This is a genomic window from Halomonas sp. (assembly GCF_034520545.1).
Taxonomy (GTDB): domain Bacteria; phylum Pseudomonadota; class Gammaproteobacteria; order Pseudomonadales; family Halomonadaceae; genus Halomonas.
In genome coordinates this window covers 1,056,832-1,080,212 of the sequence record NZ_JAXHNN010000010.1, presented here as the reverse complement: position 1 = coordinate 1,080,212, position 23,381 = coordinate 1,056,832, and the positions used below count along the sequence as shown (strand labels likewise).

Sequence of the window (23,381 nt, the reverse complement as noted above, 5' to 3'; positions counted from 1 at the left end):
GCGGGCGTCTCGTCACGATGCCCCGCTCGCCTCACGGCCGGCGGGGCGTCGTCGTTTCTGAAGGCCGCCGCACACCAGGGAGAACGCCACCATGATGCTCGATAACCCCGTCACCAAGTACCGCCCATTCGTGGCCGTCGACCTGCCCGACCGCCAGTGGCCCAATCGCCGCATCGAGACGCCGCCGCAGTGGTGCAGCGTCGACCTGCGCGACGGCAACCAGGCACTGATCGATCCCATGGACCAGGAGCGCAAGCAGCGCCTCTTCGACCTTCTGGTCAAGATCGGCTTCAAGCAGATCGAGGTGGGCTTCCCCTCGGCATCCCAGACCGACTTCGATTTCGTGCGTGCCCTCATCGAGCAGGACAAGGTGCCCGATGATGTCTCGATCCAGGTGCTGACTCAGGCTCGGCCCCATCTGATCGATCGTACCTTCGAAGCGCTGAAGGGGGCGAAGAATGCCATCGTCCATGTCTACAATGCCACCGATCCGGTCTTCCGCCGCGTGGTCTTCCATGTCAGCAAGGAGGAGTGCATCCAGATCGCCGTGGATGCCACCACTCAGATTCGCCGTCGTATGGAGGAAGCCCCCGAGACCAACTGGACCTTCCAGTACTCACCGGAGCTGTTCACCACCACCGAGATGGATTTCGCCGTGGAGATCGTCGAAGCGGTGGCGGACGTCTACCGGCCGACCGTCGACAAGCCGATGATCGTCAACCTGCCAGCCACGGTTGAGGTTGCCACACCCAACAACTATGCCGACCAGATCGAGTGGTTCTGTCGTAACGTCACCAACCGCGAGAGCCTGATCGTCAGCTTGCACCCCCACAATGATCGCGGTACCGGCGTTGCCGCCGCTGAGCTGGGGATCATGGCTGGCGGTGATCGTGTCGAGGGTACCCTGTTCGGCAACGGCGAGCGGACCGGCAATGTCGACATAGTGACGATGGCAATGAACCTCTATACCCAGGGCGTGCACCCGGGACTCGACTTCTCCAATATCACGCCGATCATGCGTGAGGTGGAGCACTGCAATCAGTTGCCGGTCCACCCCCGTCATCCTTATGTCGGTGATCTGGTGTTCACGGCCTTTTCCGGCTCCCACCAGGACGCCATCAAGAAGGGCATGGCCGAGCGCCGTGCCGACCCGGATGCCATCTGGGGGGTTCCCTACCTGCCCATCGACCCGCTGGATGTCGGCCGTAGCTACGAGGCGGTGATCCGTGTCAACAGCCAGTCCGGCAAGGGTGGAGTCTCCTACCTGTTGGAACAGGAGTACGGCATCGAGCTGCCTCGGCGGCTTTCCATGGAGTTCAGTCATGTGGTGCAGGAGGTGGCCGACCGCTTGGGGCGCGAGATCACATCGCACATGATCTACCAGGCCTTCGTCGACGAGTACCTGGCCAAGGCCTCACCCTTCAGTCTGGTCGGCCACCGCCTCTCTTCCGAGCCCGATAGCCCCAAGGTGAACCTGGAGGCGACCATCGAGGAGGACGGCGAGCGTCGCACCATCCAGGGCGAGGGCAATGGCCCGCTTGCTGCCTTCATCAAGGCGCTGGCAGCGGCCGGGCATGACGTGGAGATCATCGACTACCACGAGCACTCCCGGGGCCAGGGCGCCGACGCCGAGGCGATCGCCTACGTGGAGGTACGCGCGGGCAACGAGGCGGTGTTCGGCGTCGGGACCGACGAGAGCATCACCAGTGCCTCCATGAAGGCGGTGATGAGCGCTCTCAATCGCCACCTGTCCACCCAGGCCCCGGCGCCCAATGTGACCGCCGACACCTTAGCTTGAAGCCATAAGCTGGAAGCTTTAAGAAACCCCGAGAAACCCAATCCCATGTCGATCAGTCGGCATGGGGTTGGGTTTTCTTACGGCTTAAAGCTTCAAGCTTCCGGCTTACAGCGGCGTCTTGCTCGCCTCGCCGGGAATCTCCCGCACCAGCCGCGGCATCAGGAAGCCCGGCAGCACCTCCCGCAGGCTCGCGACCAGGTCGCGAGCCTCGTCGTCGGCCACGTCGAAGTGCGCCGCCCCGGCCACCGGGTCGAGCACGTGGAGGTAGTAGGGCAGGATGCCGGCCTCGAATAGCCGCTCGGAAAGCTCGGCGAGGGGCGCTATAGCATCGTTGACCCCGCGTAGCAGCACGCTCTGGTTGAGCAAGGTCACGCCCGCAGCGCTCAGCCTGCCGCATGCCGTTATGACAGCCTCGTCGATCTCGTTGGCATGGTTGATGTGCAGCACCATCACCTTCTGCAGGCGGGTGGCGCCGAGCCAGCCGAGCAGGGCGTCGTCGATGCGCTCGGGGATCACCACCGGCAGGCGGGTGTGGATTCGCAGGCGCTTTAGTTGAGGAATTCCCTCCAGACGCTCGACCAGCCAGGCCAGCTGGCGGTCGCTGGCGGCCAGGGGGTCCCCCCCGGAGAGGATGGCTTCGTGAATGGTGGTGTCGGCTCGCAGGTGATCGAGGGTGGTCTCCCACTGCGCGCGCGAGGGAGCATTTTCCTCGTAGGGGAAGTGGCGGCGAAAGCAGTAGCGGCAGTTAACCGCGCAGGCGGGGCTCGCGATGAGCAGTACCCGGCCGGCATACTTGTGGATCAGCCCCGGAGCGGGCGCATGCTCGGCCTCGGCCAGGGGGTCGGTCACGTAGCCTGCCATCGGCATTGCTTCCTCGGCCAGCGGCAGCACCTGGTGCAGCAAGGGGTCGAACGGGTCGCCAGGGCGGATGCGCGCCAGATAGGCCTCGGGCACGCGCACCTCGAACAGCGTATGGCCAGCCTCGGCACCAGGCCACCATGCCTCGTCGAGCCCCAGGCGACGGCACAGCTCGCGAGGGTCGCGGATCGCCCTGGCCAGTTGGGTCTGCCAGGGGGTCTGGATGGGCAGTAGCTGGGACTCCCGGTCATGACGCTGCAAAGGGGTCGGGCTTCGGGTTATCATGCGCTACACCAGTCAATGCGAACGGGGACGAGCGCCCCGTTGAACTTCATCTGCTTACGCGCGCCCCCGGCCAGTGCCGGTGGCGCGCTCGAATATGGGTAAGTCATCATGGCCAATTATTCTACCAACGAATTCAAGGGCGGGCTGAAGGTGATGCTGGACGGTGACCCGTGCAGCATCGTCGAGAACGAGCTGGTCAAGCCCGGCAAGGGGCAGGCCTTCAACCGCGTCAAGCTGCGCAACCTGATGACCGGCCGCGTCTGGGAGCGAACTTTCAAGTCAGGCGACTCCCTGGAGGCCGCCGACGTCCTCGAGCTGGAAATGGAGTATCTCTACACCGATGGTGACATGTGGTATTTCATGAAGACCGATGGCTCCTTCGAGCAGTATGCCGTGGAGAAGAAGGCCCTGGGAGATACCGAGAAGTGGCTCAAGGAGCAGGTTCCCTACACCGTGACGCTGTGGAACGATAACGTGATCAACGTCAGCCCGCCGAACTTCATCGAGCTGCAGGTGACCGAGACCGATCCAGGCCTCAAGGGTGATACCGCCCAGGGGGGCTCCAAGCCAGCAGTTCTTTCTTCAGGCGCGGTGGTCAAGGTCCCCTTGTTCATCGAGGAGGGCGAAGTTCTCAAGGTGGATACGCGCACCGGTGAGTACGTCAGCCGGGCCTAGTCGACGGATGGAGGTAGACTGGCAGCCGACCGCCGACATCGAGACACTGCGCGAGCGTGCCCGGCTGCTGGCGAGAGTGCGCGCCTTCTTCACCGAACGCGGAGTACTGGAGGTGGAGACGCCGGTGCTGGGTCACGGCGGCAGTACCGAGGTGCACCTGGCCTCTCTCTCTGCCCAGGCCACCACCTCGGCCGGGCGCGAGCGGCTCTGGCTGCAGACCTCCCCGGAGTTCCACATGAAGCGGCTGCTGGCCGCCGGTAGCGGGCCGATCTTCCAACTGGCCAGGAGCTTTCGCGATGGCGAGGTGGGCCGGCGCCACAACCTCGAGTTCACCATGCTGGAGTGGTATCGCCCCGGGCGGGGTCTCGATGAGCTTATCGAGGAGACCGGTTCGCTGGTGAGCAACGTGCTGGGCCGTGAGCCGGGCCCGCTGCGCCGGCTTCGCTACCGCGAGCTGTTCCGCGAGACCCTGGCCACTGACCCTTTCACGGCACCCCTCGATGCTCTGCGGCGCCTGGCCGGGCGGCGGGGTGGCCTGGACATGGCCGACAGTGATCGCGACGGATGTCTCGACCTGTTGATGAGCCTCGAGATCGAGCCCCACCTCGGCAGCTGGCCTCGATGTGGTCGTGGACTATCCGGCCAGTCAGGCGGCACTGGCTCGCCACCATCGCGACCCCGAGGACGGCGCCCGGGTGGCATCGCGCTTCGAGCTCTATCTCGAGGGGCTGGAGCTGGCCAATGGCTACGACGAGCTCACCGATGCCGACGAACAGGCAGCGCGCTTCGCAGCGGACAACGCCGCCCGGCGTGCTGCGGGCTTGCCCGAAGTCGACGTGGATGCGCGCCTGCTGGCGGCGCTGGCGCATGGCATGCCCGAAGGCAGCGGCGTGGCGCTCGGCCTCGACCGGCTGATCCAGCTGGCGCTGGGCAAGCAGAGTGTGGCGGAGGTCATGGCCTTCGCCACGCCGCGTTGTTAGAAGCTTCCCAGCGACTGTCCCATCTGCACCTTGGCGCCGGGCTCGAGGGCGTCGGTGAAAGTGGCCGGCTCGGCGAAGGCCATCACCACCGTGGAGCCTAGCTTGAAGCGTCCCATCTCCTCGCCCTTTTCCAGCCGTACCGGGGTATCGAAGCGGATCCGCTGCACGCCACTTCGGGGCAGGGGCGTGATCTGGCCGGCCCATACCGTCTCGATGGCGGCGACGATCATTGCCCCCACCAGCACCACCACCATAGGGCCCTGCTCGGTATCGAAGTGGCAAACCAGCCGCTCGTTGCGGGCGAAAAGATTGGGTACATGCTTGGTGGTGGCGGCATTGACCGAAAACAGCCGACCCGGCACGTAGACCATCTCTCTCAGGGTGCCGGAGAGCGGCATGTGGATCCGGTGATAGTCACTCGGCGAGAGATAGATGGTAGCAAAGCTGCCACCGAGGTAGCGGCGGGCCGCCTCGCCGTAGCCGCCGAGCAGCTCCATCAGCGAGAAGCGGTGCCCCTTGGCCTGGAGGAGCTGTCCGGCCTCGATGGCGCCGAACTGTGAAAGTGTCCCATCGGCGGGAGAGGCCAGGCCCTCGCCGATGGGGCGGGCGTCCTCCTCCAGGGCACGGGTGAAGAACTCGTTGAAGGTGGCATAGGCCGTCGGATCGGGCTCGATGGCCTCGTCCATGTCGACCCGGAACTGCCGAATGAAGGCCTTGATCAGGACATTCTTGAGCCAGGGCAGTCGGCACTCGGCGAGCCCGCCCACCAGTCGCGAGAGCAGATGGTGGGGGATGGGGTACTGGATCAGGGAAAACAGCTTGGCTAGGGACACGAAGGAATTGTTCCTCAATGGCGAAATGAACTGGGCACAGCCGCGTCTTGCGGCTTACGGCTTCTCTACTGGCGTATCATCGCGGTTGCCCCATTCCTTCCAGGAGCCGGCATAGCCACGGATCTTCTCGAAGCCCAGCGCCTTGCCCACCAGCCAGGTGAAGCCGCTGCGATGGTGGCTCTGGCAGTGGGTGACCACCTCCATGTCCGGGGTCAGACCCAGGGCCTCGAGCTCGGTGATGAGCTCCGCATAGTCGCGGATTCGCAGAGCATGCTCCTTGTCCATGGCATCGGTCCACTCCATGTTCACCGCACCGGGAATGTGGCCGAGACGTGTATTGTCGCCCTTCTCGCCACGGTACTCCTCGGGGGAGCGGGCATCCCAGATCGCGAATCCCTTCTCGTCCAGGCGTTCCTGGAGTTCTAGGCGGTCGATGGCGGCCTCGGGATGCAGAATCTCTGCCTCGTAGTCGCTGGGCCTGGGAGCCTCGGTTTCGGTGGAAACAGGCTGACCGGCCGCCCGCCAGGCATGGATGCCGCCGTTGAGATAGGAGTAGCGGTTGTGGCCAATCAGCTCCAGGGTCCAGAGCAGGCGGCCGGCCCAGCCGCCACCCTCGTCATCGTAGGCGACCACATGGGTGTCGCGAGTCAGGCCGAGCGACGAGAACAGCCGGGAGAGCGCCTCGACCGTAGGCACGTCGTTAGGTACGCAGCAACCGGCCGGATCCTCGCCGCGCATCAGCAGGCGATGATCCAGGAAGACGGCCCCGGGGACGTGTCCCTCGCCATAGCTCTCGGCCCTGAGCGGCACGTCGATGACCAGCAGCGACGGCTCGTCCAGGTGGTCGGCGAGCTGCTCGGGCTCGATGATCAGGGGGAGCAGATTGTCTTCGGAACTCATGGTGCACTCTCCTTATATTCGGCCCCTTGATTCAGGCTCCTCGATTCACGTTTCCCCGAGACTCTCGAGGATGCGTCGGTAGCTGGCAAAGCGTTCGGGGTGGACGTCGCCACGCTCCACTGCGGCGAGCAGGGCGCAACCCGGCTCATGACGGTGGCGACAGTCACGAAAGCGGCAGTGGCCCAGAAGGTCGCGAAACTCCACGAAGCCCTCGGCGACTTCCTGCTCGTTCAGGTGTCCCAGGCCGAACTCGCGGATCCCCGGCGAGTCGATCAACTCGCCGCCACTGGCCTCTGCGGCGGCGTCCGAGGTGGGGCTCGGCAGGGAGTAGAGTCGCGCGGTGGTGGTGGTATGGGTGCCCTTGCGCGAATCCTTCGACAGCGCCCCGATACGAAGTTCCTCGTCCGGCAGCAGGCGGTCGATCAGCGAGGACTTGCCCACGCCGCTCTGACCAACGAATACCGAGGTGCGCCCGGCCAGCCGGGCGTGCAAGGCCGAGAGGCCATCCGCACGTTCGGTGGTGGTGGTGACCACCGGATAGCCCAGTGCCTCGTAGCGGGCCAGCAGGTCGCGCAGTTCACCACCATGCCGTGGAAGCAGATCGATCTTGTTGAGCACCAGCACCGGGGCGATGCCGGTGGCCTCGGCGGCCACCAGGTAGCGGTCGATCAGGTTGGCATGGGGTGCCGGTTCCACCGCGAAGACGATCATGATCTGGTCGATGTTGGCGGCCACCGGCTTGAGCTGGCCGCGTGCGTCGGGTCGTTCCAGGACGCTGTCGCGCTCGCCCCGCGCCACCACTACGCCGTCATTGGCGTCGTGGGCGGCGCGCCAGATCACTCGGTCGCCGGTTACCAGCCCCTCGAGGTTGGCGCGCAGGTGGCAACGCACGGCCTTGCCGCCCTGCTCGGGGCGCACATCCAGGGTGCGGCCGAAGTGAGCGATCACTCGGCCGCCCTGTTCGGGTCCGTACTCGCCTGCGGCCAGCTTCTCGCCATCCCGGGAGTCGCGCCGGTCGGCACGCCGGGCGCGCTCGGCCTGGACCTTGTCGACGCGCCAGCGCTGCTGGCGGCTCAAATTGCGTTTGCTCATGGGGGCCTGAAGCTCGCTACAATGGGGCTCATTGTACTCACCTAAGGTGGTCGCTGTCGTCAGCGGGCATCATGCGAGGAACCCCCATGGCAGAGCACTCTTCGTCCGAGACCCCTAACACCCAGGACCCGCGCCAGAACCGACTGGTCTGGATCGACCTGGAGATGACCGGTCTCGACCCGAACCGTGAGCGGATCATCGAGGTGGCGACCCTGGTCACCGACAGCGAGCTCAATGTCGTCGCCGAGGGGCCGGTGATCGCGGTGCAGCAGTCCGGTGCCCTTCTCGAGGCGATGGACGACTGGAACACCAAGACTCATGGTGCCTCCGGCCTGGTCAAACGTGTCAAGGATAGCCTGGTCGACACCGCCGAGGCCGAGCGGCTTACGCTGGCCTTTCTCAAGGAGCATGTCGCGCCCGGCACCTCGCCCATGTGCGGCAACAGCATTCACCAGGATCGTCGCTTCCTCGAGCGGGAGATGCCCGAGTTGCTGGCCTTCTTCCACTACCGCAACCTGGATGTCTCGACCCTGAAGGAGCTGGCCAAGCGCTGGAATCCTGGGGCGCTGGTCGGTTTCCAGAAGCGCAACGTTCATCTCGCCATGGACGACATCAAGGAGTCCATCGCCGAGCTGGCGCATTACCGTGGCACCTTTCTCCGCCTGGCCGACGACGAGCGCGACGAAGAAGAGTGAGGCCTCTTCGAGGCCAAAGTGCGAACGCGAGCGCTAAGGAGTCGGCGCCTGGCGGAATGTCGATTATCGCGGCCCTAGCGGCGGCGCCGGTTATGGCGTGAGGCATCGATGCTGGAGGCATCGGCAGCGTTGCCGGCATTCGGCGGCTGTGCCGGAACCTTCCACTCGGCTCAGCTGCTGGCAATCAATTGCTGGCGCTTCTGCCGCTGGCGGGTCAGGGCCCAGCGTACGTGCTCGCGGACCAGGTCGGAGGGGTAGGGCAGCCGGGCCATCAGGGCGGCTTCCACGGCCTCGCTCCACGGGGCGTTGCCGAGCCCCACGGCGAGGTTGCGCAGCCAGCGTTCGTAACCGATGCGGCGTATCGGGCTGCCGGCGGTCTTCTCCAGAAACTCTTCCTCGCCCCAGGCGAAGAGCGAAACGAGACTCGCGCGGTCCAGGTCATGGCGCGGGGCGAAGTCGGCCTCATGGGAGACCCGGGTGAAGCGTGTGAAGGGGCAGACCAGCTGGCAGTCGTCGCAGCCGAACACCCGGTTGCCCATGGCCTCCCGGTAGCGCTCGGGAATGGCCCCGAACAGCTCGATGGTCAGATAGGAGATGCAGGCTCGGGCATCCACCACTCGATCCTCGACGATGGCGCCGGTGGGGCAGGCGGTTCGGCAGGCGCTGCAACTGCCGCAGTGGTCGCCCTCGAAGGGGGCATCCACCGGCAACGGCAGGTCGGTGTAAAGTTCGCCCAGGAAGAACAGCGAGCCTGCCTTGGGGTTGAGCAACATGGCATTCTTGCCGAACCAGCCCAGCCCCGCCTTGCGGGCCAGGGCTCGCTCCATTACCGGTGCCGAGTCGACGAAGGCGCGGTAGCCAAAGGAGCCCACCTCGACCTCCATCCATTTTGCCAGGGTGGCCAGCCGCTTGCGCATCAGCTTGTGATAGTCGCGCCCGGTGGCATAGCGGGAGACGTAGGCAGTTTCCGGCTGGCCCAGCACCTTCGTCGTTTCCACCTCGGCGGGCAGGTAGTCCAGGCGCACGCAGATCACCCGCATAGTGCCCGGGACCAGCTCCGCCGGCCGGGTGCGCTTGGTGCCGTGCTTGGCCATGAAGCCCATCTCGCCGTGGTGTCCGGCTGCGAGCCAATCCGCCAGGCGCTGCTCGTCCTTGGTCAGGTCGACGTCGGTGATGCCGACTTCCTGAAATCCGAGCTCGCGGCCCCAGGTCTTGATCCGCTCGGCGAGGCCGGTCATGTCGGGTTCGTCACCTGGAGTGGACGCAGAAGTCATTATCGAGAAAACACCATGCAGATCGGCCCCGAAGCTTGGCGTGGGGCGCAGAGAATTTACACTCGTATGATAAAGCATCCCGAACGAGGAGACATCGCATGACCCGGGAAGCCAATCCCCCAGCTACGCACTGTCGGCCGCTCTTTCGCGCCGACCAGGTGCGCGAACTCGATCAACGTACCATCGCCGCCGGCATCGAGGGCTTTGCCCTGATGCAGCGCGCGGCCGCGTCCGCCTGGCAGAGCCTGAAGACCCGCTGGCCCGGGGTGCGCTCGCTGAGCGTGATCTGCGGGGGCGGCAACAACGGCGGCGATGGCCACGTACTGGCGGCGCTGGCCGCCGCCGAGGGGCTTGCCGTTCAGCGCATCCTGCTCAAGCCGCTCGAGGAGCTGTCCGGCGATGCCAGACGCGCCGCCGACATGGCCACGGCGGCGGGTGTCGAGGCTGTGCCCTGGCGATCCGGTCTCACCCTCGAGGGTGAGGTGATAGTCGATGCCCTGCTGGGTACCGGCCTGGGTGGCAAGGTTCGCGGCGAGGCCCGAGAAGCGATCGAGGCCATAAATGCCGGCGGCCAGCAGGTGTTGGCCATCGATATTCCCTCGGGGCTGCATGCCGATACCGGCGCGGTTCTGGGAGTCGCGGTGCAGGCCGTGCGGACGGTAACTTTCATTGGCGACAAGCTGGGCCTGCATACCGGGGCAGCGCCGGCTCAGGCGGGGGAGATCGACTTCCGTGCCCTGGGCGTCGATGCCGAGGCTGAGACAGACCTCGTGCCCGCGGCACGCCTGCTCGATGCCGGCATGATCGGGGCTTGGCTGCCGCCGCGGGAACGCAGCGCCCACAAGGGCGACTTCGGCCATGCGCTGGTGCTGGGTGGGGCCCCCGGCCTCGGCGGGGCGGCACTGCTCGCCGCCGAGGCGTGTGCGCGGCTCGGCGCCGGCAAGGTGAGCCTCGCCACGGCTCCCGAGCATGTGACGGCGAGCCTGGTGCGTCGCCCCGAGGTGATGGTTCATGGAGTGCGCGGTGCCGGAGATCTCGGCGAACTGCCGGAACATGCCGGTGTGCTGGTGGTCGGGCCGGGACTCGGCCAGGGGAGCTGGGGGCAGGGCATGCTGCAGGTGGCACTGGCGACCGACAGGCCGCTGGTGGTGGACGCCGACGCCCTCAACCTCCTGGCGTCACACTACAACGGCCAATATCGTGAGAACTGGGTCCTTACGCCGCATCCCGGCGAGGCGGCCCGGCTGTTGGGTCTTTCTGCCGCTGAGATCGAAGCCGATCGGCCCGCGGCGGCTCTGGCCCTGCAACGACGCTATGGCGGCGTGGTGGTGCTCAAGGGCGCCGGCAGCCTGGTTGCCGGCCCCGAGGGTCTTGCCGTCTGCCCGTCGGGCAATCCGGGCATGGCCAGCGGCGGCATGGGCGATGCGCTCTCGGGTATCTTGGGAGCGCTGCTGGCGCAGGGGCTGCCCCTCGAGCCGGCGGTCCGGCTGGGCGTGCTGGTGCATGCCCTGGCTGGCGACATGGCGGCTCGGCAAGCGGGCGAGCGTGGCCTGCTGGCCGGCGATCTGGCATCCTGTGCACGAATTCTGGTCAACCCGACGATGGGCGAGAACGATGCAGCTGCGACTCGATGACGAAGACTGCCAGGTTGCCTTCGGCGAGTGCCTGGGGCGAGCCCTGGAGGGTCATGGTCGCGTGTACCTGACCGGCGAGCTGGGGGCCGGCAAGACCACCCTTGCTCGCGGCATCCTGCGCGCCTGTGGCCACCAGGGTGCAGTCAAGAGCCCCACCTATACGCTGGTGGAGCCCTACGAGCTGGACGGTGTCCTTGTGCATCATTTTGACCTCTATCGCCTGGGGGATCCCGAAGAGCTTGAGTTCATCGGCGGCCGTGACCTGCTCGCCGAGGATGCGCTCTGCGTGATCGAGTGGCCTGAGCGGGGAGAGGGGTGGCTACCTGCTCCGGATCTTGAGGTGACCCTCCGACTGGCCGACAGTGGTCGTGAGGCGACGCTCGAGGCCCGCAGCGAAAATGGCCGAGCGGTACTCGAGCGCCTGACGGCGATGCCGTCGCTGGCCAGATGTGGCCTGGACACAGAAGGTGACGCAGCGCGATGACACGCATGATACGGCTTGGACGCCTGCTGGTCGGGCTAGGGGGACTGCTGCTGTGGTTGGCCAGTGGCCTGGCCGCTGCGTCCAGCGTCGACAACCTTCGCCTCTGGGCGGCACCCGACCATGCTCGCCTGGTCTTCGACCTCTCCTCGCCAGCCCGAGCCAATGTCTTCAGCCTCGATAACCCGCGTCGCCTGGTGATCGATCTGGACGACAGCCAGCTCAATGCCAACGTCGACCGGCTGGACCTCGAGGGGAGTGCCATCAGTACCCTGCGCACCGGCGTGCGTGACGGCAATGGCCTGCGGGTGGTGCTGGAACTCAAGCGGGAGGTCGAGCCCCGCCACTTTACCCTCGCGCCCAACGACCAGTATGGCCATCGCCTGGTGGTGGATCTGGAGTATCCCGGCGAGAGCGCGGTGGAGGACCCCATCGATCCCATCGAGGCGATGATCCGCGAACAGGAGATCGCCGCCGATCGCGCCCGCAGCGAGGCGGTGGCCCAGGGTCGCAACCCGGCCGACGTCACGGCCGCCGAGGTCCTGGGATCGGCCAAGGCGCACCCCAAGCGCGATATCATCATCGCCATCGATGCCGGGCATGGCGGCGAGGACCCGGGTGCCATCGGGCCGGCGGGGACTCGTGAGAAGGATGTGGTGCTGGAGATGGCCAAGCGCCTGGCGCGGTTGGTCAATGCCGCGGAGGGCTTTCGGGCGGTGATGATCCGCGATGGCGACTACTACATCGGACTGCGCCAGCGGACCCGGATCGCCCGTGAGCAGAAGGCCGATTTCTTCGTGTCGATTCATGCCGATGCCTTCAACAGCCCGCGGCCCAACGGCAGCTCGGTCTATGCCCTGTCCCAGCGGGGGGCCACTTCGGAGACCGCCCAGTGGCTGGCCGCCAGCGAGAATGAGGCCGACCTGATCGGTGGTGTCGACGGCAGCCTGTCGCTGGATGACAAGGACGAGGTGCTGCGTGGCGTGCTGCTCGACCTGACCATGACCGCGACCCTCAACGACTCTCTGACCATCGGCGGCCAGGTGCTCGACCAGCTCGGGCGGGTCAACCGGCTTCACAAGTCACGCGTCGAGCAGGCCGGCTTCATGGTACTCAAGTCGCCGGACATCCCCTCGCTGCTGGTCGAGACTGGCTTCATCTCCAATCCCGATGAAGAGCGACGGCTTCGCGACGGTGCTTATCAGCAGAAGGTGGTTCAGGCCATCTTCGGCGGCATCCGTGGCCACTTCCAGCGCAATCCACCGCCGGCCAGCTTGCTGGCCTGGCAGCGTGACCGTAACCGCAGCCCCGGGGGCAACGAGTATCGCATCCAGCCCGGCGACACCCTCTCCGAGATCGCCGCCCGTCACGGTGTGCCGGTCACTCAGATCAAGCAGGCCAACGAACTCAATGGTGACATCATCCGGGTAGGACAGGTGCTGCGGATTCCCCGATCCTGACCCTTCGGAGAGCTGGAAGATGGAAGCGCAGATAGGTGTTCCTCTTGCACTCTTCCAGGCGCTGAAGCGTCCGATCTTACTTCTTACGGCTAGCGGCGTACGGCTGCGGCTTACAGCTTGCATGGAGCAACATGTCAGAGAAGCGACATATCCAGATACTCGATCCTCGCCTGGCCAACCAGATCTCGGCCGGCGAGGTCGTCGAGCGTCCTGCCTCGGTGGTCAAGGAGCTGGTAGAGAATGCCATCGATGCCGGCAGCCGGCGCATCGAGGTCGAGCTTGAAAATGGCGGTGCCCGGACGATCCGCGTGAGGGACGACGGGAGCGGCATCGGCGAGGCCGACCTGCCCTTGGCGCTGTCGCGCCATGCCACCAGCAAGATTGTCTCACTGGAAGAACTCGAGGAAGTGGCGAGCCTGGGATTCCGCGGCGAGGCCCTGGCCTCGATCAGCTCGGTGGCGCGCCTCGAGCTTACCTCGAATACCGACGAGGACCCGCGCAGTGGCTGGCGAGTGGTGGCCGAGGGGCGGCGCATGGAACCTCGTGTGACCCCGGCCCCGCATCCGCGCGGCACCTCGGTGACGGTGCGTGACCTCTTCTTCAACACCCCGGCGCGTCGCAAGTTCCTGCGTACCGAGAAGACCGAGTTCGGCCACGTAGAGGAGGCCTTCCGACGTCAAGCGCTGTCGCGCTTCGACATCGGCTGGGTGCTGCGCCACAACCACAAGACCCTCCATCAGTTGCCGCCCGGCGATGAACCGGTGGCTCGGGAACGCCGCCTCCAGTCCCTGCTCGGCAAGGCCTTCCTGGAGAATGCCCTGCACCTGGACCTGGAGGTGGGGGGGTTGCGCCTGTCGGGCTGGGTCGGGCTGCCCACGCACTCCCGGGCCCAGGCCGACCAGCAGTACTTCTTCGTCAATGGCCGTGTGGTGCGCGATCGTCTGGTCGCGCATGCCATCCGCCAGGCCTACCGCGATGTGCTATTCCACGGCCGCCATCCGGTGTTCGTGCTCTACCTCGAGGTCGACCCCAGGGTCGTGGATGTCAACGTTCATCCCACCAAGCATGAGGTGCGGTTCCGCGACGGTCGCATGGTCCACGATTTCCTGTTCTCTAGCCTGCATCGTGCGCTGGGCGAGGCCCGAGCCGGCGAGGGCGGTGAACGCGATGCCGCCGCCGAGGCGCCGCAGGCGGAAGATGGCGTTCGCGAGGCGGCGCCCGCCTGGCAGCAGCAGCCGATGTCGCTGCCGGGGCAGGGGGAAGGGGCCGGTGACGGGGCTCGTGACGGAGTGACGCCGAACCGGGTGCGGGCCTTTATGGAAGGTTATCGGGCACTGCATCCCGAGCATGAGGAGAGCCTGCTGACGCCACAGCCGGCTGCCCCGGCCCCCGGCGGTAGTGCCGCGGGCGTGGCCTTCGAGGAGCGTCGCGCCTCGTCGACGGCTCGGAGCCCGCGCCCGGCGATGCCCGAGCAGGACACAACCCGCGCGCCGCCGCTGGGCTATGCCGTGGCCCAACTGCACGGGGTCTACATCCTCTCCCAGACCGAGCGTGGCCTTGTCATAGTGGATATGCATGCCGCTCACGAACGCATCGTCTACGAACGAATGAAGACCCAGGTCCACGGCGGTGGCGGGAGTGAAGGAGGATTGCAGGCCCAGCCGCTGCTGGTGCCGGTGTCGCTGGCGGCAAGCCCTGCCGAGGTGGCCACCGCCGAAGCCGATCATGATGCCTTCGCGCGACTCGGCGTGGAGCTCGACGTTGCCGGCCCCGAGACCCTGCTGGTGCGCCAGGTACCGGTGCTGCTCGCCGATGCCGACGTAGAGCCATTGATACGTGACATGCTTGCCGACCTGGAGCGCTATGGCCGCTCCGACCGGATCGAGGCGCACATCAACGAGCTGCTTTCGACCATGGCCTGCCACGGCAGCGTGAGGGCCAATCGCCAACTCGGGCTCGAGGAGATGAACGCCCTGTTGCGTGACATGGAACGCACCGAGCGCAGTAGCCAGTGCAACCACGGCCGCCCTACCTGGACCGAGATGAGCATGAAGGAGCTGGACCGCCTCTTCATGCGCGGGCAATAGATCCATGGTCGATGAGCGCCCCCCCGCCATCCTGCTGATGGGGCCTACCGCCGCCGGCAAGACCGACCTGGCCATCGCGCTGCACGAGCGACTGGGCTGCGAGCTGGTCAGCGTCGATTCGGCGATGGTCTACCGCGGCATGGACATCGGCAGCGCCAAGCCTTCGCCGCAGGAGCTTGCTCGGGCGCCGCACCGGCTGATCGATATCCGTGACCCGTCCGAGCCCTATTCCGCCGCCGACTTTCGCGAAGACGCCCTGAGCGAGATGCGCCGAATCAGCGACGCCGGCAAGGCGCCACTGTTGGTGGGTGGCACCATGATGTACTTCAAGCATCTGCTCGAAGGGGTAGCCAACTTGCCGGCAGCGGATACTGCGGTGCGCATCGAGCTGGAGCACAGGAGGTCGCGCCATGGCCTGGGGGTGCTGCACGAGGAGCTGAGTCGGGTCGACCCGCGCTCGGCGGCGCGGATCCATCCCAATGATCCCCAGCGACTGATGCGGGCGCTGGAGGTCTATCGGCTGACAGGCCGCTCCCTTAGTGAACTTTGGGACGAGCAGCACCGTGAAACCTTTCCCTGGCGCACGCTGTCGATAGGGCTTGCACCTTCTGACCGCGCAACGCTTCATGCACGCATCGCGCAGCGTTTTACGACGATGCTCGATGCCGGGCTCATCGATGAGGTGGCGGCTCTGAGGGACCGCGACGATCTCGATGCGTCGTTACCCGCCATGAAGAGCGTGGGCTATCGCCAGGCATGGGCTCATCTCGAGGGGGAGTATGGGCATGGCGAGTTGGAAAGGCGGGGCATCATCGCGACCCGCCAGCTGGCCAAGCGTCAATTGACCTGGATGCGCAGCTGGCCGGCGCTTCGTTGGGTCGATAGTCTGGGCCTCGATCCCCTGAGCGAGGTTTTGAAACTCGTGCGCGAATTCGGCACTTAGCGTAAGATAACCCTTTTAGTGGCTAGCTCGACAGGCCCCTCGGCGTATTCAGCGTTGCCCCCTGGCGGGAGCGACCAAGATCGACATAACATCAACCCCCAGAGAGACTTCAGGGAGAGCAACATGTCCAAAGGGCAGTCCCTTCAAGACCCGTACCTGAACATCCTGCGCAAGGAGCGCATTCCGGTATCGATTTTCCTGGTCAACGGCATCAAGCTGCAGGGTCAGATCGAGTCCTTTGATCAGTTTGTCATTCTGCTGCGCAACACCGTCAGCCAGATGGTCTACAAGCACGCCATCTCCACCGTGGTGCCCTCGCGCAACGTGCGCCTGCCGGCCCCGGATGCGCAGCCGGATCCTGACGCGTGAGGTATTGATTGTTTTTTGAACGTCCCGACGCCGGCGAAACGGCGATCCTCGTCCATGTGGATTTTCAGGACGAGCAGGAGCGCGAGGATGCCGGTGAATTCCTGGAACTCGTGCGCTCGGCCGGTGCGGAGCCGGCCACACTGATCACTGGCAGTCGCAAGCGGCCCGATTCTCGCACTTTCGTGGGGTCGGGCAAGCTCGAAGAGCTGCGCGAGGCGAAGGCTGCGCATCAGGCCGAGCTGGTGATCTTCAACCACAGCCTTAGCCCCTCCCAGGAGCGCAATCTGGAGCGTGAGCTCAAGTGCCGGGTAATCGATCGCACGGGTCTGATTCTCGACATCTTCGCCCAGCGTGCCAGGACCCATGAGGGCAAACTCCAGGTGGAACTCGCCCAGCTCGAGTACATGTCGACCCGGCTGGTGCGCGGCTGGACTCACCTGGAACGCCAGAAGGGCGGTATCGGTCTGCGGGGCCCGGGTGAGACCCAGCTCGAGACCGATCGCCGCTTGTTGCGCGCGCGCATCAAGGCGATCCATAAGCGGCTCGACAAGGTACGCAGCCAGCGTAGCCAGAATCGTCGGGCCCGTTCCCGAGCGGAGATCCCCAGCGTCTCGCTGGTGGGATACACCAACGCCGGCAAGTCCACGCTCTTCAACGCCCTCACGTCCGCCAGGGTCTATGCGGCCGACAAGCTCTTCGCTACCCTCGACCCCACGCTGCGCCGTCTGGAGATCGAGGACGTGGGGCCGGTGGTATTGGCCGACACCGTGGGCTTCATCCGTCACCTGCCCCACAAGCTGGTCGAAGCCTTCCGCGCCACCCTGCAGGAGGCCGCCGAGGCTTCGTTGCTGGTGCACGTGATCGATGCCGCCGACCCGGATCGCGAGCTCAACGTCTCTCAGGTCGAGGCGGTGCTCGACGAGATCGGGGCCCTCGAGGTACCGACCCTCAAGGTGATGAACAAGATCGACCTGCTCGACAGCTCACCGCGTATCGAGCGCGATGGGGAGGGCAGGCCCGAGGTGGTCTGGTTATCGTCTCGCGAGGGCAAGGGACTTGAGCTACTGGAACAGGCGCTCTCGGAGTGCCTGGCCGATGACATCATCGACTTCGAGCTCTGCCTGGCCCCTGAGCAGGGCAGGCTTCGAGCCGGGCTGCACGATCTCGGGGTGGTACGCGATGAGCGCTTCGACGACCAGGGACATACCCTGCTTGAAGTGCGCACGCCACGGCGCGATTTCCTGCAACTGATGGCGCGACTGGGCGAGCGCGCTGACGACTATCTGCCGCTGGCGCTGCAGGCGACGCCTGTGTGGGAAGCATGACATGAGAAGATCGGTCTGCTGGCAGTCAGGTCAGCAACCTCAACACGATGACAGGGCCGCCGGGCTGTGCCGGGCGATACCCGCAGGTTCGCAACCGATATCCGTCGCTGTAGCGCTTGGTGGCGGAATGCAATGCATAGTGGAGACGACGTATGGCCTGGAATGAGCCTGGTGGTGGCAACCAGCACGACCCCTGGAGCGGGGGTGGCCGCGGTGGTAATGGCGGCGGTGGTAGTGGTGGTGGAGGCAAGGGCGGTGGCAATCAGGGCCCGCCCGACCTCGACGAGGCCCTGAAGAAGTTTCAGGACAAACTCAACAACATGCTCGGCGGCCGTGGGGGCAAGAAAGGAGGTTCCGGCGGTAAGGGCGGCGGTAGCAAGCCGCGCAATGCCTTTACCCTGCCAGGTCTGCTGATCGTAGTCGCCCTGGCGATCTGGGCGGCCTCAGGCTTTTACCTGGTCGATCAGTCAGAACGCGGGGTAGTGCTGCGTTTTGGCGAGTTCCAGGAAGTGGTCACTCCCGGCCTGCAGTGGAACCCGCCGCTGATCGATGACGTGCGCATGGTCAACGTGACGCGTGTGCGCTCCGTCACTCAGACTCAGTCGATGCTGACCCAGGACGAGAACATCGTCTCCGTCGAGATGTCGGCTCAGTATCAGGTTGCCGATCCGCGCGACTATGTGCTCAACGTGCGCAATCCCGAGCTCAGCCTCGAGAACGCCCTGGACTCGGCGCTGCGGCATGTGGTCGGCGGGACCGACATGATCGACATCCTGACCTCCGGTCGCGAGATCCTCGGCAGCTCGGTGTCCAGTCGCCTGCAGTCCTACCTGGACAACTACGGCACCGGCATCCTGCTGCAGACGCTCAACGTCGAGTCTACTGCGCCGCCCGACGCTGTCCAGGATGCCTTTGACGATGTCATTCGGGCCCGCGAGGATCGCCAGCGCACCATCAACCAGGGCATCGCCTACGCCAACGCCATCATCCCCGAGGCTCAGGGCCAGGCCCAGCGTCTCGTCGAGCAGGGCCAGGGCTATCGCGAATCCGTGGTCGCCGAGGCGGAGGGCCAGGCCAACCGCTTCAATGCGCTGCTCGGCCAGTACGAGGATTCCCCGTCGATCATGCGTGAGCGTCTCTATCTCGATGCCCTCAGCGAGGTGTTCGGCAATACCGCCAAGGTGATGGTCGACGTGTCCGAGAACAGCCCGCTGATGGTCCTGCCGCTGGAACGTCTCAGTAGCGCCGGTACATCCGGTGCAGCTGACCAGTCGGGTAGCAACGATGGGCTGGATCCCCGCGTGCTCGAGCGCATGCGCTCGAGCCAGTCGTCGAACAGCAGTAACAGCAGTAACAGCAACAGTGGTATCAGCAGGGAGGGCCGCTAAATGATCAATAATCGTTCCCTGCTCATCGTCGGTGGCCTGGCCGCCGTGGCGTGGCTTGCCAGCAACAGCCTCTACGTGGTCGACGAGACCGAGCGTGCGGTCAAGCTGCGCTTCGGCGAGGTCATCGAGGAGAACATCCAGCCCGGCCTGCACTTCAAGGTACCGATCACCCAGACGGTGCGGACCTTCGATACCCGGCTGCTGACGCTGGATACCGATCCCAGTCGCTACCTGACCCTGGAGCAGAAGGCGGTCATCGTCGACTCCTACGTCCAGTGGCAGGTGGTCAACCCGACCCGTTACTACGAGGCCACGGCCGGCGACGAGCTGATGGCCAGTCGACTCATCCAACCGCGGGTCGACGAGAGCCTGCGTAACGAGTTCGGTCGCCTGAACCTTCAGCAGATCATTGCCGAGCGTCGCGATGATCTGATGACAGGGCCCACTGAGGACCTCGATGCGTTGATGCGCGATGAGCTGGGCGTGGCGATTCGCGACATCCGGGTCAAGCGCATCGACCTGCCCGAGGATGTCTCTTCGGCGGTCTACGAGCGCATGCGCTCGGAGCGTGAGCGCCAGGCCCGTGAGTGGCGGGCCCAGGGCCAGGAGGAGGCCGAGCGCATCCGCGCCAATGCCGACCGCCGCCGCCAGGTGCTGCTGGCCCAGGCCCGTGCCCGCTCGGAGACCCTGCGCGGTGAGGGTGACGCCGAGGCCGCTGCGATCTTCTCCGATGCTTACGGCAAGGACGAGGAGTTCTTCAGCTTCTGGCGCAGTCTCAACGCCTATCGCGACAGCTTCGCGGGTGACGACAACGTGCTGGTGCTGGATCCCTCCAGCGATTTCTTCCAGTACCTCAAGAGCCCGCAGGGCACGAGCGACTGATCTCCTGGTGGGCGGTGCGCCGCCCGCCGGGGTTCAACCGGCTAGCAATCGTGGTAGAATCCATAAACCGGGCGTGGCCCGGTTTTTTTGTGGCCTCTTCACTCCCGGCGCACCCGTTCGCCAGCACGACTCGGGTGTCGTCGCAGGCCAACCATCGTCTTGCAGGATTAACGACATGACCATCGCTGACCGCTGGCTGCTTCCCGACGGCATGGATGAAGTATTGCCGCCTCAGGCCAGTCGCATGGAGGAACTGCGCCGTGCGTTGCTCGATCTTTATCACCGCTGGGGCTACGACCAGGTGATGCCGCCCCCGGTCGAGTTCCTGGACTCCCTGCTTACCGGCACTGGTACCGAACTCGATCTGCAGACCTTCAAGCTCACCGACCAGATGACAGGCCGAATGATGGGCGTGAGCGCCGATGTCACCCCCCAGGTGGCGCGCATGGATGCGCACTCCTTGCGTCGTCAGGGGCCGGTGCGGCTTTGCTATTGCACCAATGTGCTGCGTGCCAAGGCGGACCAGTATCAGGGCGGGCGCAGCCCGGTGCAGGTCGGCGTGGAGCTGTTCGGTCATGCCGGCCTGGAGGCCGACCTCGAGATCCTGTGCCTGGCACTGGCCAGTCTCGAGACCGCCGGGGCTCGGGAGATCCACCTGGCGCTGGGCCATATCGGCATCTACCGTAGCCTGGTGCAGGCCGCGAGCCTCGATGCCGACCAGGAACGCGCACTGTTCGACGCGCTGGCCCTCAAGTCGCCGGGCGAACTGGCGGCGCGGGTGGAGGATAGCGTGGACGATCCGAGGCTGGCGGCGATGTTCCATGCCCTGGGTGACCTGCACGGGGGAATCGAGGTGCTGGATGCGGCCCGCGAGGCTTTCGAGGAGGCTCCCCAGCCGGTGGGCGCGGCGCTTGACCAGCTGCGTTCCCTGGTTGACGGCGTGCTCGCCGAGTACCCCGGGGTCGAACCCTACTTCGACCTGGCCGAGCTGCGGGGCTATCAGTACCACACCGGCATGATGTTCGCCGCCTATGTGCCGCTCTACGGCCAGGCGTTGGCCAAGGGTGGGCGCTACGACGATACTGGCCGCGCCTTCGGCCGGGCCCGGCCGGCCACCGGCTTCTCGATGGATCTCAAGCTGCTGGCCACCCTGGACCCCGCCGAGCCCGAGCCGGATGGCATCTGGGCACCGGCCGAGGGAGAGGGTTTGGCGGAGGCCCTCCAGGTACTTCGCCAGCGAGGTGAGAGGGTAGTCCAGGCGCTACCCGGGCAGCGCACCGGTCCGGCGGAACACCGCTGCGACCGCCGGCTGGAACGTATCGATGGTCGCTGGGAGCCACGCTTCCTGGAGACGCCACAGGACCGGGCCTGAGGGTCCGTTGGCAATGACCTCGGCCCTGGGCCTGGACACGGGCGCGGTGCCGCAACGAGAGACGAGAGCACAATGGGCAAGAATGTAGTCGTATTGGGCACCCAGTGGGGTGACGAAGGCAAGGGCAAGGTAGTCGACCTGCTCACCGAATCCGCCTCTGCAGTGGTGCGCTTCCAGGGCGGGCACAATGCCGGGCATACCCTGGTCATCGATGGCGAGAAGACCGTCCTGCACCTGATCCCCTCGGGTATTCTGCGCGATGACAAGATCTGCGTGATCGGTAACGGCGTGGTGTTGTCCCCCGAGGCACTGATGGAGGAGATCCGCGAACTGGAGGGCAAGGGGGTGCCGGTGCGAGAGCGCCTGCGTCTGTCGCCGGCCTGCCCGCTGATCCTGCCGTATCACGTGCGCCTGGATCAGGCCCGCGAGAGGGCCCGCGGCATCGCCAAGATCGGCACTACCGGCCGTGGCATCGGCCCGGCCTATGAGGACAAGGTGGCACGGCGGGGCCTGCGTCTCGGCGATATCCTTCACCGCGAGCGTTTCGCCTCCAAGCTCGGCGAGGTGCTGGATTATCACAACTTCGTGCTGACTCAATATCACGGCGAGAAACCGGTGGATTTCCAGCAGGTGCTCGATCAGGCCATGGCCTTTGCCGTGGAGCTGCGCCCCATGGTCTGCGACACCGTGGGCCTGGTTCACGAGATGCGTCGCGCCGGAGAGAACATACTCTTCGAGGGAGCCCAGGGCTCCTTGCTTGATATCGACCACGGCACTTACCCCTTCGTGACGAGCTCCAACACCACCGCCGGTGGCACCGCCACTGGCTCGGGGGTGGGGCCGCTCTACCTGGACTATGTGCTGGGTATTACCAAGGCCTACACCACCCGGGTCGGCTCCGGTCCCTTCCCGACCGAGCTATTCGACGATCACGGCCGTCACCTGGCCGAGAAGGGCCACGAGTTCGGTGCTACCACCGGCCGCCCGCGTCGCTGTGGCTGGTTCGATGCCGTGGCGCTGCGTCATGCTGTGCAGATCAATTCGGTGTCAGGTATCTGCCTGACCAAGCTCGATGTGCTCGACGGCCTGGAGAATATTCGTGTTTGCGTGGGCTATCGCAGCAAGGATGGCGAAGTGCTCGACACCCCGGTGGACTCCGAAGGCTACGAGGCCATCGAGCCGCTCTATCAGGATCTGCCAGGCTGGAGCGAGTCGACTCTGGGGGTACGTCGTGTCGAGGACCTGCCCGCCAATGCGCGCTCCTACATCAGCTTCCTGGAAGAGAAGGTCGGTACCTCCATCGACATCATCTCCACCGGACCGGACCGCAACGAGACTATCGTGCTGCGCAATCCCTTCGAGGGCTGAGCGCCAGCAGGCTTAATAGTCGATGCCGCGCCGCGCCTGGACGCCATTGTTGAAGGCGTGGCGCACCTCCTGCATCTCGGTGACGGTGTCGGCCATGGCCATGAGATCTCGGTGGGCGTTGCGCCCGGTGATGATCACCGTCTGCTCCGGCGGGCGGTTATCGATGGCGCGCTTCACCGTCTCGATGTCCAGGTAGCCGAACTTGAGCATGTAGGTGATCTCGTCCAGCACCACCAGGTAGACCTCAGGGTCGGCGAGCATCCGCTCGGCGTCGGCCCACACCTCGCGGCAAGCGGCAGTGTCCGCTTCGCGGTTCTGGGTATCCCAGGTGAAGCCGGTGGCCATGATGGCTACCTCGAGGTTGGGATCCTCGACCAGCCGCTCGCGCTCGCCGCACTCCCAAAGCCCCTTGATGAACTGCACCACGCCAGCCTTGTAGCCGTAGCCCAGGGCGCGGGTTACGGTGCCCCAGGCGGCAGTGGTCTTGCCCTTGCCGTTGCCGGTGAAGACCAGCAGCAGCCCGCGCTGTTCGGTTGCCTCGGCGACCTTCTCGTCGACGCGGGATTTGAGTTTCTGCATGGCCTGCTGGTGGCGGGTGTCGCGATCGCTCATCTTGGCTCCAACTCTTGTACAAGGCTTGTTCAGGAAGGCGTCAGCATACGCCAGAACCGGATGAGCGTCA

General features: G+C 65.5%; 20 protein-coding genes and 1 pseudogene. 15 read left to right on the top strand and 6 right to left on the bottom strand.

Features of this window, described 5'->3' with window-relative positions; genetic code table 11:
* Positions 1 to 91: 91 nt before the first annotated feature.
* A complete protein-coding gene (gene leuA, locus U5L98_RS13730; RefSeq protein ID WP_322558823.1) occupies positions 92 to 1,798 on the top strand; it encodes a 2-isopropylmalate synthase in 1,707 nt (568 codons plus the stop codon).
* A 105-nt stretch (positions 1,799 to 1,903) separates the two neighbouring features.
* Here the strand turns inward: leuA and epmB are convergent, their stop codons facing one another.
* Positions 1,904 to 2,941 (bottom strand): EF-P beta-lysylation protein EpmB, encoded by a 1,038-nt coding sequence (gene epmB, locus U5L98_RS13725; RefSeq protein ID WP_322558822.1) that lies wholly within the window; start codon positions 2,939 to 2,941, stop codon positions 1,904 to 1,906.
* A 108-nt stretch (positions 2,942 to 3,049) separates the two neighbouring features.
* Here epmB and efp point away from each other — a divergent pair, with 108 nt between their 5' ends.
* Both efp and epmA read left to right on the top strand, forming a co-directional pair.
* Positions 3,050 to 3,616: an elongation factor P gene (efp, locus tag U5L98_RS13720; RefSeq protein ID WP_151443081.1), complete on the top strand. Its 567-nt coding sequence runs from the start codon at positions 3,050 to 3,052 to the stop codon at positions 3,614 to 3,616.
* Between the two features lie 7 nt (positions 3,617 to 3,623).
* A pseudogene (epmA, locus tag U5L98_RS13715) lies at positions 3,624 to 4,596 on the top strand (EF-P lysine aminoacylase EpmA).
* Here the strand turns inward: epmA and asd are convergent.
* Genes asd through rsgA form a run of 3 tightly spaced genes read right to left on the bottom strand, consistent with a single transcriptional unit; the run spans position 4,593 to position 7,421 of the window.
* On the bottom strand, positions 4,593 to 5,429 hold the full coding sequence (gene asd, locus U5L98_RS13710) for an archaetidylserine decarboxylase (RefSeq protein WP_322558821.1): 837 nt from the start codon (positions 5,427 to 5,429) through the stop codon (positions 4,593 to 4,595). The pseudogene epmA and the gene asd overlap by 4 nt on opposite strands.
* Positions 5,430 to 5,483: 54 nt before the next feature.
* Positions 5,484 to 6,329, bottom strand: a complete 846-nt coding sequence (locus U5L98_RS13705) for a sulfurtransferase (protein WP_322558820.1) — start codon at positions 6,327 to 6,329, stop codon at positions 5,484 to 5,486.
* A 45-nt stretch (positions 6,330 to 6,374) separates the two neighbouring features.
* Complete coding sequence (gene rsgA, locus U5L98_RS13700; RefSeq protein ID WP_322558819.1) at positions 6,375 to 7,421, bottom strand: small ribosomal subunit biogenesis GTPase RsgA; 1,047 nt, start codon at positions 7,419 to 7,421, stop codon at positions 6,375 to 6,377.
* 86 nt (positions 7,422 to 7,507) lie between these two features.
* On the opposite strand from rsgA, the gene orn reads away from it, so the two are divergent.
* Positions 7,508 to 8,116, top strand: a complete 609-nt coding sequence (gene orn, locus U5L98_RS13695) for an oligoribonuclease (protein WP_322558818.1) — start codon at positions 7,508 to 7,510, stop codon at positions 8,114 to 8,116.
* Between the two features lie 170 nt (positions 8,117 to 8,286).
* Here orn and queG read toward each other — a convergent pair whose 3' ends face one another.
* Positions 8,287 to 9,354, bottom strand: a complete 1,068-nt coding sequence (queG, locus tag U5L98_RS13690) for a tRNA epoxyqueuosine(34) reductase QueG (protein WP_416208246.1) — start codon at positions 9,352 to 9,354, stop codon at positions 8,287 to 8,289.
* A 134-nt stretch (positions 9,355 to 9,488) separates the two neighbouring features.
* On the opposite strand from queG, the gene U5L98_RS13685 reads away from it, so the two are divergent.
* The 11 genes from U5L98_RS13685 to U5L98_RS13635 all read left to right on the top strand — a co-directional run bounded on the left by U5L98_RS13685 (position 9,489) and on the right by U5L98_RS13635 (position 22,699).
* A complete protein-coding gene (locus tag U5L98_RS13685) occupies positions 9,489 to 11,024 on the top strand; it encodes an NAD(P)H-hydrate dehydratase (RefSeq protein WP_322558816.1) in 1,536 nt (511 codons plus the stop codon).
* Complete coding sequence (gene tsaE / locus U5L98_RS13680) at positions 11,005 to 11,508, top strand: tRNA (adenosine(37)-N6)-threonylcarbamoyltransferase complex ATPase subunit type 1 TsaE (protein ID WP_322558815.1); 504 nt, start codon at positions 11,005 to 11,007, stop codon at positions 11,506 to 11,508. The genes U5L98_RS13685 and tsaE overlap by 20 nt, the downstream gene beginning before the upstream one ends.
* A complete protein-coding gene (locus U5L98_RS13675; protein WP_322558814.1) occupies positions 11,505 to 12,965 on the top strand; it encodes an N-acetylmuramoyl-L-alanine amidase in 1,461 nt (486 codons plus the stop codon). Before tsaE ends, U5L98_RS13675 begins: the two co-directional genes overlap by 4 nt.
* A 131-nt stretch (positions 12,966 to 13,096) precedes the next feature.
* Complete coding sequence (gene mutL / locus U5L98_RS13670; RefSeq protein ID WP_322558813.1) at positions 13,097 to 15,052, top strand: DNA mismatch repair endonuclease MutL; 1,956 nt, start codon at positions 13,097 to 13,099, stop codon at positions 15,050 to 15,052.
* Positions 15,053 to 15,056: 4 nt separating this feature from the next.
* Positions 15,057 to 15,995 (top strand): tRNA (adenosine(37)-N6)-dimethylallyltransferase MiaA, encoded by a 939-nt coding sequence (gene miaA / locus U5L98_RS13665; RefSeq protein ID WP_322558812.1) that lies wholly within the window; start codon positions 15,057 to 15,059, stop codon positions 15,993 to 15,995.
* 123 nt (positions 15,996 to 16,118) lie between these two features.
* Entirely contained in the window at positions 16,119 to 16,364 is a 246-nt protein-coding gene (gene hfq, locus U5L98_RS13660) for an RNA chaperone Hfq (protein ID WP_106229908.1), read from the top strand.
* An 8-nt stretch (positions 16,365 to 16,372) separates the two neighbouring features.
* Positions 16,373 to 17,689 carry a ribosome rescue GTPase HflX gene (gene hflX, locus U5L98_RS13655; RefSeq protein WP_322558811.1) on the top strand — a complete coding sequence of 439 codons (1,317 nt, stop codon included), beginning with the start codon at positions 16,373 to 16,375 and terminating at the stop codon, positions 17,687 to 17,689.
* Positions 17,690 to 17,841: 152 nt separating this feature from the next.
* Entirely contained in the window at positions 17,842 to 19,077 is a 1,236-nt protein-coding gene (hflK, locus tag U5L98_RS13650) for an FtsH protease activity modulator HflK (protein WP_322558810.1), read from the top strand.
* Complete coding sequence (gene hflC, locus U5L98_RS13645) at positions 19,078 to 19,959, top strand: protease modulator HflC (protein ID WP_322558809.1); 882 nt, start codon at positions 19,078 to 19,080, stop codon at positions 19,957 to 19,959. It abuts the gene before it with no gap.
* A gap of 175 nt (positions 19,960 to 20,134) precedes the next feature.
* Complete coding sequence (locus U5L98_RS13640) at positions 20,135 to 21,331, top strand: ATP phosphoribosyltransferase regulatory subunit (protein ID WP_322558808.1); 1,197 nt, start codon at positions 20,135 to 20,137, stop codon at positions 21,329 to 21,331.
* 72 nt (positions 21,332 to 21,403) lie between these two features.
* Complete coding sequence (locus U5L98_RS13635) at positions 21,404 to 22,699, top strand: adenylosuccinate synthase (RefSeq protein WP_322558807.1); 1,296 nt, start codon at positions 21,404 to 21,406, stop codon at positions 22,697 to 22,699.
* 12 nt (positions 22,700 to 22,711) lie between these two features.
* Here U5L98_RS13635 and cobO read toward each other — a convergent pair whose 3' ends face one another.
* A complete protein-coding gene (gene cobO / locus U5L98_RS13630) occupies positions 22,712 to 23,311 on the bottom strand; it encodes a cob(I)yrinic acid a,c-diamide adenosyltransferase (RefSeq protein ID WP_322558806.1) in 600 nt (199 codons plus the stop codon).
* Positions 23,312 to 23,381 lie beyond the last annotated feature (70 nt).

Bases quoted from the DNA above. Each gene is read 5' to 3' on its own strand.
- leuA (WP_322558823.1), top strand. From the start codon at position 92: ATGATGCTCGATAACCCCGTCACCAAGTACCGCCCATTCGTGGCCGTC.
- epmB (WP_322558822.1), bottom strand. From the start codon at position 2,941: ATGATAACCCGAAGCCCGACCCCTTTGCAGCGTCATGACCGGGAGTCC.
- efp (WP_151443081.1), top strand. From the start codon at position 3,050: ATGGCCAATTATTCTACCAACGAATTCAAGGGCGGGCTGAAGGTGATG.
- U5L98_RS13705 (WP_322558820.1), bottom strand. From the start codon at position 6,329: ATGAGTTCCGAAGACAATCTGCTCCCCCTGATCATCGAGCCCGAGCAG.
- rsgA (WP_322558819.1), bottom strand. From the start codon at position 7,421: ATGAGCAAACGCAATTTGAGCCGCCAGCAGCGCTGGCGCGTCGACAAG.
- orn (WP_322558818.1), top strand. From the start codon at position 7,508: ATGGCAGAGCACTCTTCGTCCGAGACCCCTAACACCCAGGACCCGCGC.
- queG (WP_416208246.1), bottom strand. From the start codon at position 9,354: ATGACCGGCCTCGCCGAGCGGATCAAGACCTGGGGCCGCGAGCTCGGA.
- U5L98_RS13685 (WP_322558816.1), top strand. From the start codon at position 9,489: ATGACCCGGGAAGCCAATCCCCCAGCTACGCACTGTCGGCCGCTCTTT.
- tsaE (WP_322558815.1), top strand. From the start codon at position 11,005: ATGCAGCTGCGACTCGATGACGAAGACTGCCAGGTTGCCTTCGGCGAG.
- U5L98_RS13675 (WP_322558814.1), top strand. From the start codon at position 11,505: ATGACACGCATGATACGGCTTGGACGCCTGCTGGTCGGGCTAGGGGGA.
- mutL (WP_322558813.1), top strand. From the start codon at position 13,097: ATGTCAGAGAAGCGACATATCCAGATACTCGATCCTCGCCTGGCCAAC.
- miaA (WP_322558812.1), top strand. From the start codon at position 15,057: ATGGTCGATGAGCGCCCCCCCGCCATCCTGCTGATGGGGCCTACCGCC.
- hfq (WP_106229908.1), top strand. From the start codon at position 16,119: ATGTCCAAAGGGCAGTCCCTTCAAGACCCGTACCTGAACATCCTGCGC.
- hflK (WP_322558810.1), top strand. From the start codon at position 17,842: ATGGCCTGGAATGAGCCTGGTGGTGGCAACCAGCACGACCCCTGGAGC.
- hflC (WP_322558809.1), top strand. From the start codon at position 19,078: ATGATCAATAATCGTTCCCTGCTCATCGTCGGTGGCCTGGCCGCCGTG.
- U5L98_RS13640 (WP_322558808.1), top strand. From the start codon at position 20,135: ATGACCATCGCTGACCGCTGGCTGCTTCCCGACGGCATGGATGAAGTA.
- U5L98_RS13635 (WP_322558807.1), top strand. From the start codon at position 21,404: ATGGGCAAGAATGTAGTCGTATTGGGCACCCAGTGGGGTGACGAAGGC.
- cobO (WP_322558806.1), bottom strand. From the start codon at position 23,311: ATGAGCGATCGCGACACCCGCCACCAGCAGGCCATGCAGAAACTCAAA.